Here is a 15,559-nt window from a genome sequence, read left to right as displayed (position 1 = left end):
CGGAAATGGTACGATCCGGTTCCTGCCTGGTCCCGAGCGGGCTCGTCAGCGCCAGAACGGCGTCACGTCGATGAGCGCCTCGTGCGCCTCGGCGGCCGCCTCGAGCAGGGCGCCGGCGCCGGCGTCCCCGTCGGCGGCGGTCAGCCCGGCCGCGAACAGGGCCTCGCCGTCCGCCTGCGTCACGAGGAGGCCCGAGACGATGCCGTGGGCGGTGGCGAGGTCGTTGAGGGCGCCGAGGTGGTCCTGCAGGTCCGAGAGCGCGGCGACGAAGGCCTTGTGGCGCTTGGCCGTCTTCTTGCCCGCGTAGAGCGACCCGAAGAACTCGGCGCCGTAGCGCAGCTTCTTCGCCTCGATCCGCACCCGGTGGCGCGCGTCGGCGTCGAGCCTGTCGAGGTGGCGCCCGCCTTTCTTGATCCGGCGGCGCGCCCGCTCCAGGATCGCGGCGGCGACGTCGCGCGCCGGCGCGGCGCTGGCCCCCTGTGCCCGCCACGGGCCGGTTTCGATCCAGGCAGCCAGATCGAGGACGAGGCCGCGCCACTCGGCCGCCTCGAGGATGGAGAGCACCACGTCGTAGGCGCGCAGCCTCTCGCCCTCCAGGGTCTCGCGCAGGGCGGTCAGGCTGGCCTCGTCCGGCCTGCGGGCGATCTCGGCGGGCAGCGTCTCGCTCAGGAAGACGTCGATGTTGCGCGCCTGACCGAACGGCTCGGAGACCCGCTTGATCTCGGCGCGCAGGTGCTGCGCCGTGGCGTCGCCGGCCAGCATCGCCTTGAACAGGGTGAAGGCCGAGCGCAGGCGGCGCAGGGCGACCCGCATCTGGTGCAGGGCCTCCGGATCGCGGCCGTGCAGGAAGACGTCTTCGTTGCGGCGCAGGTGGCGCAGGCACGCCTGGGCGATCGCCAGGAAGGCGTCGCCGGCCGTGGCCGTCTCCTCCAGGCGGACCGCCCTGGCCTTGCTCGGCCGGCGCAGCGTCCCGTCGAGGAGAGCGAAGGCCCGTTCGCTCTTGCTCAGGGCGCCGAGCCGCAGCGGTACCGTCTCGGCGAGCGCCTGGGCGAGGCCGAACAGGTCGGCGGCCCGGCCCTCCACGAGTTCGAGCTCGACCTCGCACAGCGGCACGTCGCCGTCCGGCGTCTCGACCCGGCCCTGGTCCAGGGTCACCGAGATCCGCGACTCGCCGTAGCGGACGGGACGGGTCGTGCGCTCCACCACCGTGGCGAACACCGCGTGGAGACCTGCGCCTTTCGCATCCGCCAGGATCGCGGCCGCGGGCGTCGCCGCGAGGGCGGCGAGGTCGGGCTCGGGGCCCTCGACGGGCCATTCCCACTCGGGCCTATCGAACAGGCCGGCGCCGGCGGCGGCGGCCTTCACGGTCTGGACGTGTCCGGTCGGCGTCCTGCGCACGCGCAGAGTGAGGCCGGCGGCGGCGAGGTCCCGGTCGGCCGTGTCGAAATACGTCGCGCTCAGGACCGCCGTGTCCTGCGCCTCGCCGGTCCGCAGCAGTGGGTGTTCGGCCAGGGCGGCCATGTCGTGCAGGCCGGCTTCCAGCTTCAGCTCGATCTCGCGTGGGCCACTCATGGCGTCGATTCGCTCCTTGATGCCGCGTCTCCGGCGGTGTCCGCCGGGGCTGCGGCGCTCCGCCGTCGCCCGGTCGGATTTGTCGCGGGCAGCCTACCATGGCTTGCCACCGCATGTGAGACGCCTGCGGTGGGACGCTCCCCCCGCCTCCGCGGCCTTTGACAAGCCGGCCGAATGCCGTAGCTCCTCGCGGACCCCGCCGGGACGAGGCCGGGCGGAGGTCGTTGGGACATCGTGATGACGCAGGACCGGCCGAGGGCCGATCGCCTTCTGGTGGAGCGGGGGCATTTCGAGAGCCGGGCGCGGGCGCAGGCCGCCATCGCCGCCGGCCTCGTGCGGGCCGACGACCGCCCGGTGCTGCGCGCCGCCGACCGTCTCGACCCGCACGCCAGGATCGAGGCGGAGCAGCCCCACCCCTTCGTCTCGCGCGGGGGGCTCAAGCTGACAGCGGCCCTCGATGCCTTCGGGATCGACCCCGCCGGTCGCCACTGCCTCGACGTCGGCGCCTCCACCGGCGGTTTCACGGACGCCCTGCTCGCCAGGGGAGCGGCGCACGTTCATGCGGTCGACGTCGGGCGCGACCAGCTCCACGCTTCCCTGCGCGCCGATTCGCGGGTGACCAGCCTGGAGGGTACCGACGCCCGCACCCTCGACGCCGCGTCGTTCGCGCGGGCGCCGGATTTGGTGGCCGTCGACGTGAGCTTCATCTCCCTGCGCCTGGTCCTGCCGGCCCTGGTGCCCCTGCTGGCGCCGCGCGCGGTCCTGGCCGCGCTGATCAAGCCGCAGTTCGAGGCCGGTCGCGATCGGGTCGGGCGCGGCGGCATCGTGCGCGACGGAGCCGTCCACGACGAGGTCTGCGCCGGGATCGAGGCTCTGCTGGTCGAACTCGGCTTCGACGTCCTGGGCCGCGTGCCCTCGCCGGTGACGGGGGGAGACGGCAACCGCGAATTTCTGGTGGGCGCCCGCCTCGCCCCTCGAGCGGGGCGGCCGGCATGAGACACCCTGTGTCGACTCCGCCTGTTTCAGGCGAGAACCCGCTGCCGGAAACCGGCGTGACCGACATCGTGACCATCGACCGGCTCGGGGCCCGCGGCGACGGGATCGCCGCCGACGGGCTCCCGGTCGCCTATGCCCTTCCCGGCGAGCGGGTCACCGTCACCCGCGCGGGCGGACGCGGCCATCTCGTCTCGGTGGAGACCCCCTCCCCCGACCGGGTCGCACCCTTCTGCCCTTATTACGGCACCTGCGGCGGCTGCGTCGTGCAGCACCTGGCGACCGAGCCCGCCGCCGCCTGGAAGCGCGGTCTCGTCGACAGGGCCCTGGATCAGGCCGGGCTCGCGGTCGCGGCCGAGCCGGTCCGCATCGCCCACGGAGAAGGCCGCCGCCGCCTTACCCTCCACGTCCGGGCGATCGACGGCGCCGCCCGGGCCGGCCTGATGGCGGCGCGCAGCCACGACCTCGTGTCCATCGACCATTGCCCGATCACCGTCCCGGCCCTGCACCGGGCACCCGCCGTGGCCCTGGCGCTCAGCGCTCCCCTCGGCCACGGCCGCAAGCCCCTCGACGTCGCGGTGACGGCCACCGGCGGTGGGCTCGATGTCGACCTGCGCGGGCATGGGCCGGTGAGCGAGGGCGTGCGCGCCGCCCTGGTGCGTCTGGCCGCCGACCTCGACCTCGCGCGCCTGTCGCTGCACGGCGAGGTGGTGGTGGAGCGCCGGGCGCCGTTCCTGCACGGGGAGGCAGACGCCTGGGTGCCGCCACCGGGCGGCTTCCTGCAGGCGACCGAGGCCGGCGAGACCCTGCTCGGCGACCTCGTCCTCGCCGCCCTCGACAAGAAGACCAAACGGGTGGCCGACCTGTTCTCCGGCTCCGGGCCCTTCAGCCTCGTCCTGGCGCGGCGCTGCGAGGTCCATGCGGTGGAGGGGGAGGCCGCGGCCCTCGCGAGCCTCGAGCGGGCCTATCGGGCCACGCCGGGCCTACGCCGAATCACCACCGAGCGGCGCGATCTGTTCCGCCGGCCGCTGCTGCCGATCGAGCTCGACGCCTACGACGCCGTGGTGTTCGATCCGCCCAGGGCCGGGGCGCAGGCGCAGGCCGCCCGGCTGGCCGAATCGGCCGTCCCCCTGGTGATCGGCGTCGCCTGCGATGCCGGTACCTTCGCGCGGGACGCCGCCACCCTGGTCGCGGGCGGCTACCGGCTGGAGCGGGTCACGCCCGTGGACCAGTTCGCGTCCTCCGCTCACGTCGAGCTCCTCGGCGTGTTCCGGCGGGCGCCCAAGCGGCGTGGATCTCCCCTGCGCAGCCTGCGCGGTTGATCCCGACCCTCGGTCAGGGACGGCGATTCGCCATGAAAAAAGCCCGCCGCGGCCTGGGCCGGGGCGGGCTCGATCGTTCCGGTGCCGCGAGATCAGGCGGCGGCGCGGGCCTTGACGGTGGCGTTGTCGTTGAGGGCGACGAACATGCCGGCCGAGGCGGTGTCGGTGGTGGAGGCGACCGCGTCGTCGCGATCCAGGAGGATCGTCATGGCGGGACCGATGGCGGCGGCGGCGAGGCCGAGGATGAAGAGAGCGATCATTGGGGTGGCTCCTGAAGAACGTCGATGACCGTCATATCGCACCGCACCACGGCATTTGGTATGCCACATCCCAGAATGCTGGCATGCAATTCATGCATGGATGAGCCTGTCGAGGCCTGTCGGCAGGGTTCTACCGCGGGCGACGTTCCGGCTTTGGCCCGAATTACTGATTTATAGTGCCAGTTTTGTTGCTGGCCTGCCAATGCCCTGGCCGAGGCGTGAGAGGCCGCCCCGTGTCGATCCGAGTGCGCCGCATCATGGGTCTGACCGTCGATTCACGGGAATCCCGCGCCTGTCGGCTGTGCATGCAGCCCATCTCGTCTCGACAGCGCCGAAACATTCGATATGCAAGCGTAATGAACCGTTTAAGACGATCCTGAGGATCGGGTCCGATGGCGGGTTCGTCCCGGTCGGGACGGCGGCGAGGGAGATGCCTTCGCCGCTTTCCGGTGGGAGATCGGTGGGATGGCGGGGATGCGACTGCGGCTCGATACGAATGGCGGGAATGCAATAATCCGGCCATTTTTCGAAAAGCCGCAGAATTATTTTGCTTGCTCCGCCATCTGATATACCAAATACTACATACCAGTTCGTCGAAGGATCCCGGTCCGAGGTCCTCGGCGGCGGAGGAACGCATCGCATCGGCGCTTATGCCACGCTCCACGCCTCATTCGGGCGTCGGTGCATGAACCACAGGGGGAAATGCCATGGCCTTGTCTAGCGCTGCGCCCGTCGCGGCAAAAACGTCGAGCAATCGATGGCTACAGCTCATTCTCGGCGTCGCCTGCATGGTGGCCGCGGCCAACATCCAGTACGCCTGGACGCTGTTCGTACCCGAGATCCAGAAGACCTTCGGCTGGGATCGCGCCGCGATCCAGGTCGCGTTCACGATCTTCGTCATCGTGCAGACCTGGCTGACGCCGATCGAGGGCTACTTCATCGACAAGTACGGCCCGAGCCGGGTCGTGATGTTCGGCGGCCTCATGACGGGCCTCGCCTGGGTCATCAACTCCTACGCCACCACGCTTTCGGGCTTCTATTTCGGCTCGGTGGTCGGCGGCATCGGCGTCGGCTGCGTCTACGCCACCTGCATCAACAACGCCCTGAAGTGGTTCCCGGACAAGCGCGGTCTGGCCGTCGGCCTCACCGCGGGCGGCTACGGCGCCGGTTCGGCCCTCACCATCATCCCGATCGCCAACATGATCTCGCAGGGCAGCTACGCCCAGGCGTTCTTCGTCTTCGGCCTGATCCAGGGTGCGATCATCATCCTGGCCTCCATCGGCCTTCGCGGCCCGGGCAAGGGCGAGGTCGTCTACTCGAGCAAGGTGCTCCAGTCCCGTCGCGACTACACCCTCGGCGAGGCCCTGCGCACGCCGGTGTTCTACGTCATGCTCCTGATGTTCACCTGCACCGTCACCGGCGGCCTGATGGCCGTGGCCCAGCTCGGCGTCATCGCGCAGGACCTCGGCGTGAAGGAGTTCAAGGTCGACCTGTACTTCTTCGCCATGGCCGCCCTGCCCTTCGCGCTGATGCTCGACCGTATCCTGAACGGCATCTCCCGCCCCCTGTTCGGCTTCATCTCCGACCGGATCGGCCGCGAGAAGACGATGTTCATCGCCTTCACGATGGAAGGCATCGGCATCGTCGCCCTGGGCTACTTCGGCAGCAACCCGTGGGCGTTCATCATCCTCTCGGGCATCGTGTTCCTGGCCTGGGGTGAAGTGTACTCCCTGTTCAGCGCAACGGCGGCCGACACGTTCGGTTCGGCCCACATCGGCAAGATCTACGGCGTCCTCTACTGCGCCAAGGGTGTCGCCGCCCTGTTCGTGCCGCTGGGCAACATCCTGATGCAGGCCACCGGTACCTGGGCCACGGTGCTCTACACCGTCGCCGCGATGGATCTCCTGGCCGCCTTCCTGGCCATTGCGGTCCTGAGGCCGATGCTCAAGCGCCATCACGCCGCCAACGGCTCCGTGATGCCCGCCGCGAACCTCGCCCACGCCTGAAGACCGTCTCACGCCGAACACCCGGCCCGCCCCCGCCTCGCGCGGGAGGCGGGCCGATCCGTTTTCTGCTTCCCGATGTGCCTGACGCTGCGTCGTCCGCCGGCTCGATCGTGGCGCTGTCGGATGGGCCCGCTCGCGATGGGCGGGGCGCTGGACGGTCCTTTGCCCGTGGCGCGACTCCTGCACCGTGTGCCGGAACCTCCGGTACGGCCGCCGATTGTCACCGGCTGGCAGACCCGGCAGGACGCACACCCTTCGCCGGATGCCACCACCCCGATGATGATCGCCGCCGCCCTTGCGTTGCAGAGCCTTCCCTTCGCCGCCCTCGTCCTGGCCTCCGACCCGGGCAACCGCGACGTCTTCGTGGTGGCCTACACCGCGGCCCTCGGGCTGGTTCTCTCGCTGATCGTCCTGTGGGACGGCGCCGCCACGACCCCGATTTTGCCCATGCTCGAGATCCCGCCTCCCCGTTAGGGAGCGGGACCGGGGCTTTGCGCGGCTTGGCCGACGGGGTCGGTGCGATCGCCCGTGAGGCGGCCTACCCCTGAAGGTCTCCCCAGGACGGCTTCCACAGCCCTTGGGGGTCGATCACCACCATCTCCATCGCCCCCTCGTTGGCGATGTGCACCGCGATCCCGAAGGCCTCGGCGATGGGCAGGAGGCCGGTGGTGCTGAACTGGCGGCCGTTGGCGAGCTTCACCTCGGCGGCGACGGCACCGTCCTTCCTCGCGAGGCAGAGCGTGACGGCCGCAGCCGCGGGGGCGTGAACGCGCCGGAAGGTGTTCGCCATGTCGGATGAGTCCTCGGCCCTCGCCACAAACGAAAAGGGCGGCCTGAGGGCCGCCCTTTCCCGATTCGATGTAAGGTGGTCGCTCAGCGCTTCGAGAACTGGAAGCTGCGGCGGGCCTTCTTGCGGCCGTACTTCTTGCGCTCGACCACGCGGCTGTCGCGGGTCAGGAAGCCCTCGCGCTTGAGCGGGCCGCGCAGTTCGGGCTCGAAGTAGGTCAGGGCCTTGGAGAGGCCGTGGCGCACGGCGCCGGCCTGGCCGGAGAGGCCGCCGCCATGGACGCTGACCATGATGTCGTACTGGTCGACGCGGTTGGCGATCTGGAGCGGCTGGCGCAGGATCATGCGCAGCACGGGCCGGGCGAAATAGACCTCGATGGTGCGGCCGTTGACCACGACCTGGCCGGTGCCGGGCTTGATCCAGACGCGGGCGACCGCGTCCTTGCGCTTGCCGGTGGCATAGGCGCGGCCCTGGGCATCGAGCTTCTGGACGTGGACGGGCGCCGCGTTCTCGGGCGACTCGACGTTCGACCGGTTGAGGTCGGCGAGGGACTGGAGGGTCGCCATGATCAAGCGCTCACGTTCTTGCGGTTGAGGGCGCCGACGTCGAGCGCCTGCGGCTGCTGGGCGGTATGGGGATGCTCGGTGCCCTTGTAGACACGCAGGTTGCCCATGATCTGGCGGAACAGCGGGCCGCGCGGCAGCATGCGCTCGACGGCCTTCTCGACCACCCGCTCGGGGAAGCGGCCGTCCAGGATGTACTTGGCCGTGCGCTCCTTGATGCCGCCCGGGTAACCGGTGTGGTGGTAGTACACCTTCTGCTCGCGCTTGCGGCCGGTGAACTGCACCTTCTCGGCGTTGATGACGATGACGTTGTCGCCGCAGTCGACGTGAGGAGTGTAGGCGGGCTTGTGCTTCCCGCGCAGGCGCATCGCGACGATGGTGGCGAGCCGGCCGACGACCAGGCCCTCCGCATCGACGATGATCCACTTCTTGTCGACGTCGGCGGGTTTCAGCGAAGTGGTCTTCATCGCGCTGCTCATCCCGTGGCGTTCCGTGTGATCCGTTAGAAAACGATGCGCCGCCGCGTGCGAGACGCGGCGGCGTTGGAGTGTCCTCTAGGCAGGTTCGCCGGCCGCGTCAAGCCTTTCCGGCGCACGTAACAGGCGAAAACCGCAAGCGATAGAGAGACTTCCGCCTTGCGGTATCATGATACCGCGTGAGCCTTGCGCTCAGCGCCGCTTGTTGCCGCGCGGGCCGGTCACCACCGGCGTGTTGTGGCGGTTCTCGGTCAGGAGCTTGCGCCACCGGTTCAGCCGTTCCGGATCGAGGGTGCCCGCGGCCACCGCGGCCTGCACGGCGCAGCCCGGTTCGTGGGCATGGGTGCAGTCGCGGAACCGACAGGCGGGCGCGAGTTCGGTGATCTCGGAGAACAGGGTCTCGATCCCGCCCGCCGCGTCGCCGACGTGGAGGGTGCGCATGCCCGGCGTGTCGATGACGAAGCCGCCCCCGGCCATGGCGTGCAGCGAGCGCGCGGTGGTGGTGTGGCGGCCCTTGGCGTCGTGCTCGCGGATGCCGCCGGTCTGCTGCGGCAGCGCCTGGCCCGGCCCGGCCAGGGTGTTGACCAGGGTCGACTTGCCGACCCCGGAGGAGCCGACCACCGCCACGGTGCGGCCGGGGCCGCACCAGGGCGCCAGCGCCCCGGCCGCCGCCGGCTCGCGCGGGTTGAGGACCACCACCGCGAGCCCGCTCTGCAGGGCCGCGGCCTCGGTTTGGTAGCGCGCGACCGCGTCGGTGGTGTCGGCCTTGGTCAGGACGATCACCGGGTCGATGTCGCCCTCGTTGGCCATGGCGAGGTAGCGTTCGAGGCGGGCCGGGTTGAAGTCGGCGTTGCAGGAGGTGACGACGAACAGCGTGTCGACGTTGGCCGCCGCGAGTTGCGCCACCCGGCTGCCCTCGGTGCGCCGCTCCAGCACGGACTTGCGGTCGAGGCGCCGGCGCAGGGTTGTGGTCGCGGGATCGACGAGCACGAAATCCCCCACGGCGAAGTCGCCGGTGGTCGCATGCACCGCCAGCACCGGCGCGACCGGGCCGGCCTCGCCCAGCGCGGTGAGGCGCGCGCGGTGGACGCTGGCGATCCGCGCCGGCACGAGGCCGGCGTCCTCCGGCAGGACCTGGTCCGCGAAGAAGGCGGACCAGCCGAGGTCGAACAGGGAGGGGGCGTCGGGATGATCTGTCACGGTGGATGCCCCATCGCACGCCGGGCCCGGGAGGGACAGGGGCGGCGCCCCGCGCGAGGCGCGAGAGCAGCCGAGCCTAAGCAGGTTTCGCAAAAGTGGTCACCGGTTTTGCGTCGAAAACCTGCGACATACCAAGGACCTAAGCATGGTGAAGCGTTGGCCTGCCAACGCGAACCTGCTTAGCGGATCGGCGTCACGCTGCCGGCCTTGTCCGGCGGGATCGAATAGGTGCCGGTGGCGTGGCAGACGAGGTCTTCGGACGACGCCTCGGTGATCAGCACCTCCCCCACCGCCAGCCGGCGCCCGAGCTTGAACAGGCGCGCATCCGCCACCAGCCCCTTAGTGCCGGGCTTGCGCAGGAAGTTGAAGCTGAGGTTGGTCGTCACGGCCAGACCGATCGGGCCGATGTTGGCGAGGATGGCGGCATAGAGCGCCAGATCGGCCAGCGTCATCATCGCCGGGCCGGAGACGGTGCCGCCCGGGCGCAGGAAGCGGTCGTGGTGGTCCATCCGCATGGTGGCGCTCAAGGGACCCACCGCCTCGAGGTGGTAGGAGCGCCCGCCGTGGTGCATCTGCGGGAATTCCCGCTCCAGGAAGGCGACCGTCTCGGCAAGGCTCATGAGGGGCGTGCTCGACATCCTCGTCTTGCAGCACAGGCCGCGATGCCCGACAAGTCGATGCATCATGACCGACACCCCCCGTCCCCACCTCCATATCGCCTATCCCGACGCGCAGATCCGCGCCCTGCTCACGGGCACGCGCACCATCGCGCTGGTGGGCGCCTCGGCCAACCCCGCCCGCCCGAGCTGGATCGTGCTGAAGTACCTCCTCAGCCGCGGCTACGACGTCACCCCGGTCAACCCCGGCCTCAGCGGCCAGATGCTGCTCGGCAAGCCGGTGGTGGCGCGCCTGGCCGACCTGCCGCACCCGGTCGACATGGTGGAGATCTTCCGCAGCTCCGACGCCGCCGGCGGCCTCGTCGACGAGGCCCTGGCGCTGCCGGTCCTGCCCAAGGTGATCTGGATGCAGCTCGGCGTGCGCGACGACGCGGCCGCCGCCCGCGCCGAGGCGAAGGGCGTCACCGTGGTGATGAACCGCTGCCCCAAGATCGAGTACGGCCGCCTGTCGGGCGAGATCGGATGGTCGGGCGTGAACTCGCGGATCATCAGCGCGAAGAAGCCGGTGCTGGGGGGCAAGGGGGTGCAGCGGCTGACGATCGAGCGGAGGTGACAGGATCGTCGCCAGCACATAGGCGGCCGGTCGTTCTTAGAAAGTCCGCTCTTAGGACGTCCGTTCTTGGCAAGTCATTACACGCAGCGCTTGCGCGAGTATTAACTTAAGTAAATCGAAGAACGATCTCGAAACTTGTTGCCTCCTCGCGAGGTTTTCTCCTCACACGCCCAATCGCGGCGCACCGGAGAGAACCACCATGAGAGCCCTCGTCTGGCACGGCGCGCAGGACATCCGCTGCGATACGGTCCCCGATCCCGAGATCGAGCAGGACCGCGACGTCATCATCAAGGTCTCCGCCTGCGCCATCTGCGGCTCGGACCTGCACCTCTACGATCACGTCATGCCCGGCATGGAAAAGGGCGACATCATGGGCCACGAGTCCATGGGCGAGGTCGTGGAGGTCGGCAAGGGCATCAATGGGGCCCTCAAGAAGGGCGACCGCATCGTGGTGCCGTTCACGATCATCTGCGGCGAATGCGACCAGTGCAGGCGCGGCTTCTTCTCGGTCTGCGAGCGCTCGAACCGCAACAAGCAGGTCGCCGCCAAGGCGTTCGGCCACACCACGGCGGGGCTGTTCGGCTATACGCATCTCACCGGCGGCTACGCCGGCGGCCAGGCCGAGTACCTGCGGGTGCCCTATGCGGACGCCACCCACATCAAGGTGCCCGACAGCCTCACCGACGAGCAGGTGCTGTTCCTGTCCGACATCTTCCCCACCGGCTGGCAGGCGGCGGTGCAATGCGACATCCAGCCCACCGATACGGTGGCGATCTGGGGGGCGGGCCCGGTCGGCCAGATGGCGATCCGCTCGGCGATCCTGCTCGGCGCCAAGCACGTCGTCTGCATCGACAACGTACCCGAGCGCCTCGAGATGGCGCGGGCGGGCGGCGCATCCACCATCAACTTCTCCGACGAGAGCGTGATTGAGCGCCTCAACCAGATGACCGCCGGCAAGGGGCCGGAGAAGTGCATCGATTCGGTGGGAATGGAGGCGCACGCCACCGCCACCATCGACTCCATGGTGGACCGCGCCAAGCAGGCGGTGATGCTGGAGAGCGACCGCCCGCACGTCCTGCGCGAGATGGCCTACGTCTGCCGCGGGGCCGGCGTCCTCTCGATCCCCGGCGTCTACGGCGGCCTCGTCGACAAGTTTCCGATGGGCATGATCATGAACAAGGGCCTGACCATCCGCACCGGCCAGACCCACGTGAACCGCTGGACCGACGACCTCGTGCGCCGGATCGAGGCCGGTGAGATCGACCCCTCCTTCGTCATCACCCACCGCGTCGGGCTCGAGGACGGGCCGGAGATGTACAAGACGTTCCGCGACAAGAAGGACGGCTGCATCAAGGTGGTGATCAAGCCGTAGGGGCTCGTCGCCCGACCCCTCTCCCCATGGACGGGGAGAGGTGAGATGCCCCCTCCCGGAGGAGAAACCCCATGCGCTACGAAGGTCCCCGTTCCCCCCGCCGCGGGCATCCCGACACCGCCACCGACGCCCTCGCGCGCGGGCTCGGCTGGTTCTCCATCGGCCTCGGGCTCGCCGAGATCCTGGCCGGCGGCGCCATCGCCCGGGCGCTGGGAATGCGCGGCCAGGAGGGGCTGGTGCGCGCCTACGGCGTGCGCGAGGTCGCCACCGGCGTCGGCATCGTCACCGCCGAGGATCCGACCCCGTGGATCTGGGGCCGCATCGCCGGGGACGCCCTCGACCTCGCCACCCTGGCCGCCGCCTACGATGGCAACGGCCGGAAGGACAACCTCCTGATCGCCGCCGCGGCGGTGGCCGGCGTCACGGCGCTGGACGCGATCTGTGCCGACCGCCTGACCCGCTCGACGGCCGTGCCGATGCCCCACATCGGTAACTACCGGACACGCACCGGCTATCCGCGTGGCATCCGGGAATCGCGCGGTGCGGCCACCGACGTCGAGGGCAGCGAGGGCATGCTGACCCCGGCCCTCCTCAAGCCCTGGGCGGCGTGAGATCCGCGTCGATCTCGCCGCGCCCCGTCTCCTGCATCATCCACACCGCCACAAAGCTGATCGCGGCGGCGATGGCGAGATACAGCCCCACCCAGCCGATCCCGCCCCGGGCGACGAGCTGCTGGGCGAGGTAGGGGGCGGCCGAGGCCCCGAGGATGCCCGCGAGGTTGTAGCTCACCGAGGCGCCGGTGTAGCGCACCCGCGTCGGAAACAGCTCGGGCAGCAGCGCGCCCATCGGGCCGAACAGCCAGCCCATGGCGAGCAGCCCCAGGCAGAGGAAGCCGAGCACCAGGGGGCCCTCGCCGCTGCCGAGCATCGGGCCAAGCAGCACGCCGAGGCCGGCGGTGAAGGCCAGGCCCGTGAGCAGGACCGGGCGGCGGCCGTAGGCGTCGGCCGCCCAACCCGAAACCGGGATCGCCAGCGCCATGAAGACCACGGCGATGCATTCGAACAGGAGGAAGGTCGGCCGCGTGAAGCCCAGCGTCGTGGTGCCGTAGCTGAGCGCGAACACCGTCGAGAGGTAGAACACCGCGTAGCACGAGACCATCGCCAGGGTGCCCAGCACCGTGGCGCGTAGGTGGCGGGTGAAGATCAGCGCCAGCGGCACCCGCTCGGGCGCGGCCCTGGCGAGGGCCGCCTGGAACACCGGCGTCTCGGTGAGCTTGAGCCGGACGTAGAGCCCGACGCCGACCAGCAGGGCCGAGGCCAGGAACGGCACCCGCCAGCCCCAGGACTGGAACGCCTCGGGGCTGAGCGTCAGCGCCAGCCCGAGGAAGCCGAGGTTGGCCGCGATGAAGCCGATCGGCGCCCCGAGCTGCGGGAAGATGCCGTAGAGCGCCCGCTTGCCCGGTGGCGCGTTCTCGACCGCCAGCAGCGCCGCACCGCCCCATTCCCCGCCGAACCCCAGCCCCTGCCCGAACCGCAGGACGCACAGGAGGGCCGGCGCCCACCAGCCGATCGCCTCGTAGGAAGGCAGGCAGCCGATCAGCACGGTGGACACGCCCATGATCATCAGCGAGGCCACCAGCGTCGCCTTGCGCCCGACCCTGTCGCCGAAATGCCCGAAGAAGGCCGCGCCCAAGGGCCGCGCGACGAAGGCGATGGCGAAGGTGGCGAAGGCCGAGAGCGTCTGCACCGCCGGATCGCCGGAGGGAAAGAAGATCGGGCCGATCACCAGCGCCACCGCGGTGGCGTAGATGTAGAAGTCGTAGAACTCGATCGCGGTGCCGACGAAGCTGGCGACGAGGATGCGAGAGGTGGGCACGGGCGCGGTCATGGCGGCGGCCATAGCCGAGCGACGCCCATCGGCATAGTCGGCGCCCGGGCGCCCGGCTGCGGAGGCCGACCCCACCCACGATCCCGCCCCGCAAGGGAACGGGAGGACGCTATCCCTTCAACGGGTCGTGTCCCCAGTTCATCAGGGACATCCGCCAGGGCGAGTCCTTCACCTTGGCCTCGTCCTCGGGGCCGCCCTGCTCGAGGTGCCGGTTCACGTAGCCGACGACCTTGCGCATGTGGGCGTAATCTTCGTCGTCGAGGTCGCCCTTCTTCTTGCGAAGGATGGCGACGATGCGCCGGCCTTCCGCATGCCCCTTCGATTCGGCGCCTTGCGACGCCTTCTGGCCGACGGAGCGGCTTTCATCCGTCTCCAGGAACGTTTCCAGCGCCGAGGCGGTCATGTTGACGGCCTGCCCGAACTCGGTCCACGTCGTCTCGTGATCGTCGGCCATGCGGGGTCTCCCTTGCCCATGCCGGTCAATCGGAGAGGTCGGCCGCGGTTCCGCCCGCCTTGACCGGGTCGGTGCGTCCGGCATAAAGAACTAGCGTTCGTTAACGCGAACGCGCGAGGAGGATTGCATGACCGACCGCCTGCCCGGCTTCAACACCCTGGCGATCCATGCCGGTGCCGCCCCCGACGCGACCACGGGCGCGCGGGCGACGCCGATCTACCAGACCACCTCGTTCGTGTTCGACGACGTCGACCACGCCGCCTCGCTGTTCGGGCTGCAGGCGTTCGGCAACATCTATTCGCGCATCACCAACCCGACCAACGCGGTGCTGGAAGAGCGCATCGCGGCGCTGGAGGGCGGCACCGCCGCCGTGGCGGTGGCCTCGGGCCATGCCGCCGAGTTCCTGGTGATGCACGCGCTGATGCAGCCGGGCGACGAGTTCATCGCCGCCAACAAGCTCTACGGCGGCTCGATCAACCAGTTCAACCATTCCTACAAGAACTTCGGCTGGACCGTGGTCTGGGCCGACACCGACGATCCGTCCTCGTTCGAGCGCGCCATCACGCCGCGCACCAAGGCGATCTTCTGCGAATCGATCGCCAACCCCGGCGGGGTGATCACGGACATCGCCGCGTTGTCGGCGATCGCCCGGCGGCACAACATCCCGCTCATCGTCGACAACACCATGGCGACGCCGTACCTGATCCGGCCGTTCGAACACGGGGCCGACATCGTGGTGCATTCGGCCACCAAGTTCCTGGGGGGGCACGGCAATTCCATCGGCGGCCTCGTCGTCGACGGCGGCACCTTCCCCTGGGCCGGCGACGACCGCTATCCGATGCTCTCCCAGCCGCGGCCCGAATACTCGGGGATGGTGCTGGCCGAGACCTTCGGCAACTTCGGCTTCGCCATCGCGATCCGGGTGCTGGGCCTGCGCGACCTCGGGCCGGCGCTGTCGCCGTTCAACGCCTTCCTCATCCTGAACGGCATCGAGACCCTGCCCCTGCGCATGCAGCGCCATTGCGACAACGCGCTGGAGGTGGCGACCCACCTCCACGGCCATCCGGCCGTCGCCTGGGTCAGCTATCCGGGCCTCGAGACCGACAAGTACCATCAGCTCGCCCGGCGCTACACGCCGCTGGGGTCCGGCGCGGTGTTCACCATCGGGCTCAAGGGCGGCTACGACGCCGGCGTCAAGCTCGTGGCCAACCTGCAGCTGTTCTCGCATGTGGCCAACATCGGCGACACCCGCTCGCTCGTGATCCATCCGGCTTCCACCACCCACCGCCAGCTCAGCGATGCGCAGAAGACCGCCGCCGGCGCCGGGCCGGAGGTGGTGCGCCTGTCGGTGGGCATCGAGGACCCCGCCGACCTGATCGAGGATCTCGATGCCGCCCTGTCGGCTTAAGGTTCGGTTAACCCTGTCCCCGGCACGAT

General features: G+C 69.9%; 17 protein-coding genes. 8 read left to right on the top strand and 9 right to left on the bottom strand.

The annotated features are described in order from the left end of the window. Positions 1 to 45: 45 nt before the first annotated feature. Positions 46 to 1,572 carry a CYTH and CHAD domain-containing protein gene (locus ASG40_RS17535; RefSeq protein WP_055888609.1) on the bottom strand — a complete coding sequence of 509 codons (1,527 nt, stop codon included), beginning with the start codon at positions 1,570 to 1,572 and terminating at the stop codon, positions 46 to 48. A 237-nt stretch (positions 1,573 to 1,809) separates the two neighbouring features. Here ASG40_RS17535 and ASG40_RS17530 point away from each other — a divergent pair, with 237 nt between their 5' ends. Together ASG40_RS17530 and ASG40_RS17525 are read left to right on the top strand one after the other, a co-directional pair. After that, complete coding sequence (locus ASG40_RS17530; RefSeq protein ID WP_055888607.1) at positions 1,810 to 2,568, top strand: TlyA family RNA methyltransferase; 759 nt, start codon at positions 1,810 to 1,812, stop codon at positions 2,566 to 2,568. Then, a complete protein-coding gene (locus tag ASG40_RS17525) occupies positions 2,565 to 3,887 on the top strand; it encodes a methyltransferase (RefSeq protein WP_156387796.1) in 1,323 nt (440 codons plus the stop codon). The genes ASG40_RS17530 and ASG40_RS17525 overlap by 4 nt, the downstream gene beginning before the upstream one ends. A gap of 92 nt (positions 3,888 to 3,979) precedes the next feature. Here ASG40_RS17525 and ASG40_RS21370 read toward each other — a convergent pair whose 3' ends face one another. Beyond that, positions 3,980 to 4,147, bottom strand: a complete 168-nt coding sequence (locus ASG40_RS21370) for a hypothetical protein (protein WP_156387795.1) — start codon at positions 4,145 to 4,147, stop codon at positions 3,980 to 3,982. 788 nt (positions 4,148 to 4,935) lie between these two features. Between ASG40_RS21370 and oxlT the strand changes: the two genes are divergently transcribed. Further along, a complete protein-coding gene (oxlT, locus tag ASG40_RS17520; protein ID WP_244472450.1) occupies positions 4,936 to 6,153 on the top strand; it encodes an oxalate/formate MFS antiporter in 1,218 nt (405 codons plus the stop codon). A 276-nt stretch (positions 6,154 to 6,429) separates the two neighbouring features. Continuing rightward, a complete protein-coding gene (locus tag ASG40_RS17515) occupies positions 6,430 to 6,627 on the top strand; it encodes a hypothetical protein (protein WP_055888602.1) in 198 nt (65 codons plus the stop codon). Positions 6,628 to 6,691: 64 nt separating this feature from the next. Here ASG40_RS17515 and ASG40_RS17510 read toward each other — a convergent pair whose 3' ends face one another. The 5 genes from ASG40_RS17510 to ASG40_RS17490 form a co-directional block, all read right to left on the bottom strand. Continuing rightward, complete coding sequence (locus ASG40_RS17510) at positions 6,692 to 6,943, bottom strand: hypothetical protein (protein ID WP_055888599.1); 252 nt, start codon at positions 6,941 to 6,943, stop codon at positions 6,692 to 6,694. Positions 6,944 to 7,026: 83 nt separating this feature from the next. Beyond that, positions 7,027 to 7,506, bottom strand: a complete 480-nt coding sequence (gene rpsI, locus ASG40_RS17505) for a 30S ribosomal protein S9 (protein ID WP_055888597.1) — start codon at positions 7,504 to 7,506, stop codon at positions 7,027 to 7,029. Between the two features lie 2 nt (positions 7,507 to 7,508). Next, complete coding sequence (rplM, locus tag ASG40_RS17500; protein WP_055888960.1) at positions 7,509 to 7,970, bottom strand: 50S ribosomal protein L13; 462 nt, start codon at positions 7,968 to 7,970, stop codon at positions 7,509 to 7,511. Between the two features lie 201 nt (positions 7,971 to 8,171). Next, positions 8,172 to 9,179 carry a ribosome small subunit-dependent GTPase A gene (rsgA, locus tag ASG40_RS17495; protein WP_055888595.1) on the bottom strand — a complete coding sequence of 336 codons (1,008 nt, stop codon included), beginning with the start codon at positions 9,177 to 9,179 and terminating at the stop codon, positions 8,172 to 8,174. A 179-nt stretch (positions 9,180 to 9,358) separates the two neighbouring features. Then, positions 9,359 to 9,817, bottom strand: a complete 459-nt coding sequence (locus ASG40_RS17490; RefSeq protein WP_055888594.1) for a PaaI family thioesterase — start codon at positions 9,815 to 9,817, stop codon at positions 9,359 to 9,361. A gap of 46 nt (positions 9,818 to 9,863) precedes the next feature. On the opposite strand from ASG40_RS17490, the gene ASG40_RS17485 reads away from it, so the two are divergent. The 3 genes from ASG40_RS17485 (at position 9,864) to ASG40_RS17475 (ending at position 12,392) form a co-directional block, all read left to right on the top strand. Then, positions 9,864 to 10,409 (top strand): CoA-binding protein, encoded by a 546-nt coding sequence (locus ASG40_RS17485; RefSeq protein ID WP_055888591.1) that lies wholly within the window; start codon positions 9,864 to 9,866, stop codon positions 10,407 to 10,409. A gap of 199 nt (positions 10,410 to 10,608) precedes the next feature. Further along, a complete protein-coding gene (locus ASG40_RS17480; RefSeq protein ID WP_055888590.1) occupies positions 10,609 to 11,781 on the top strand; it encodes a zinc-dependent alcohol dehydrogenase in 1,173 nt (390 codons plus the stop codon). Positions 11,782 to 11,852: 71 nt separating this feature from the next. Continuing rightward, positions 11,853 to 12,392, top strand: coding sequence for a hypothetical protein (locus ASG40_RS17475; RefSeq protein ID WP_055888588.1), 540 nt, complete (start codon positions 11,853 to 11,855; stop codon positions 12,390 to 12,392). Here ASG40_RS17475 and ASG40_RS17470 read toward each other — a convergent pair. Both ASG40_RS17470 and ASG40_RS17465 read right to left on the bottom strand, forming a co-directional pair. Further along, entirely contained in the window at positions 12,373 to 13,668 is a 1,296-nt protein-coding gene (locus ASG40_RS17470; RefSeq protein ID WP_055888956.1) for an MFS transporter, read from the bottom strand. The two genes, ASG40_RS17475 and ASG40_RS17470, sit on opposite strands and share 20 nt — an antisense overlap. 109 nt (positions 13,669 to 13,777) lie before the next feature. Then, positions 13,778 to 14,122, bottom strand: a complete 345-nt coding sequence (locus ASG40_RS17465) for a DUF3140 domain-containing protein (protein ID WP_055888586.1) — start codon at positions 14,120 to 14,122, stop codon at positions 13,778 to 13,780. 127 nt (positions 14,123 to 14,249) lie between these two features. Between ASG40_RS17465 and ASG40_RS17460 the strand changes: the two genes are divergently transcribed. Continuing rightward, a complete protein-coding gene (locus ASG40_RS17460; protein ID WP_055888584.1) occupies positions 14,250 to 15,530 on the top strand; it encodes an O-acetylhomoserine aminocarboxypropyltransferase in 1,281 nt (426 codons plus the stop codon). Positions 15,531 to 15,559 lie beyond the last annotated feature (29 nt).

Origin of the sequence: Methylobacterium sp. Leaf399, assembly GCF_001424525.1 — a bacterium.
GTDB lineage: Bacteria > Pseudomonadota > Alphaproteobacteria > Rhizobiales > Beijerinckiaceae > Methylobacterium.
The sequence above is the reverse complement of the archived record's forward strand: the minus strand, read 5'-3'. Positions and strand labels throughout refer to the sequence as shown.

Bases quoted from the DNA above. Each gene is read 5' to 3' on its own strand.
- ASG40_RS17535 (WP_055888609.1), bottom strand. From the start codon at position 1,572: ATGAGTGGCCCACGCGAGATCGAGCTGAAGCTGGAAGCCGGCCTGCAC.
- ASG40_RS17530 (WP_055888607.1), top strand. From the start codon at position 1,810: ATGACGCAGGACCGGCCGAGGGCCGATCGCCTTCTGGTGGAGCGGGGG.
- ASG40_RS17525 (WP_156387796.1), top strand. From the start codon at position 2,565: ATGAGACACCCTGTGTCGACTCCGCCTGTTTCAGGCGAGAACCCGCTG.
- ASG40_RS21370 (WP_156387795.1), bottom strand. From the start codon at position 4,147: ATGATCGCTCTCTTCATCCTCGGCCTCGCCGCCGCCGCCATCGGTCCC.
- oxlT (WP_244472450.1), top strand. From the start codon at position 4,936: ATGGTGGCCGCGGCCAACATCCAGTACGCCTGGACGCTGTTCGTACCC.
- ASG40_RS17515 (WP_055888602.1), top strand. From the start codon at position 6,430: ATGATGATCGCCGCCGCCCTTGCGTTGCAGAGCCTTCCCTTCGCCGCC.
- ASG40_RS17510 (WP_055888599.1), bottom strand. From the start codon at position 6,943: ATGGCGAACACCTTCCGGCGCGTTCACGCCCCCGCGGCTGCGGCCGTC.
- rpsI (WP_055888597.1), bottom strand. From the start codon at position 7,506: ATGGCGACCCTCCAGTCCCTCGCCGACCTCAACCGGTCGAACGTCGAG.
- rplM (WP_055888960.1), bottom strand. From the start codon at position 7,970: ATGAAGACCACTTCGCTGAAACCCGCCGACGTCGACAAGAAGTGGATC.
- ASG40_RS17490 (WP_055888594.1), bottom strand. From the start codon at position 9,817: ATGTCGAGCACGCCCCTCATGAGCCTTGCCGAGACGGTCGCCTTCCTG.
- ASG40_RS17485 (WP_055888591.1), top strand. From the start codon at position 9,864: ATGACCGACACCCCCCGTCCCCACCTCCATATCGCCTATCCCGACGCG.
- ASG40_RS17480 (WP_055888590.1), top strand. From the start codon at position 10,609: ATGAGAGCCCTCGTCTGGCACGGCGCGCAGGACATCCGCTGCGATACG.
- ASG40_RS17475 (WP_055888588.1), top strand. From the start codon at position 11,853: ATGCGCTACGAAGGTCCCCGTTCCCCCCGCCGCGGGCATCCCGACACC.
- ASG40_RS17470 (WP_055888956.1), bottom strand. From the start codon at position 13,668: ATGACCGCGCCCGTGCCCACCTCTCGCATCCTCGTCGCCAGCTTCGTC.
- ASG40_RS17465 (WP_055888586.1), bottom strand. From the start codon at position 14,122: ATGGCCGACGATCACGAGACGACGTGGACCGAGTTCGGGCAGGCCGTC.
- ASG40_RS17460 (WP_055888584.1), top strand. From the start codon at position 14,250: ATGACCGACCGCCTGCCCGGCTTCAACACCCTGGCGATCCATGCCGGT.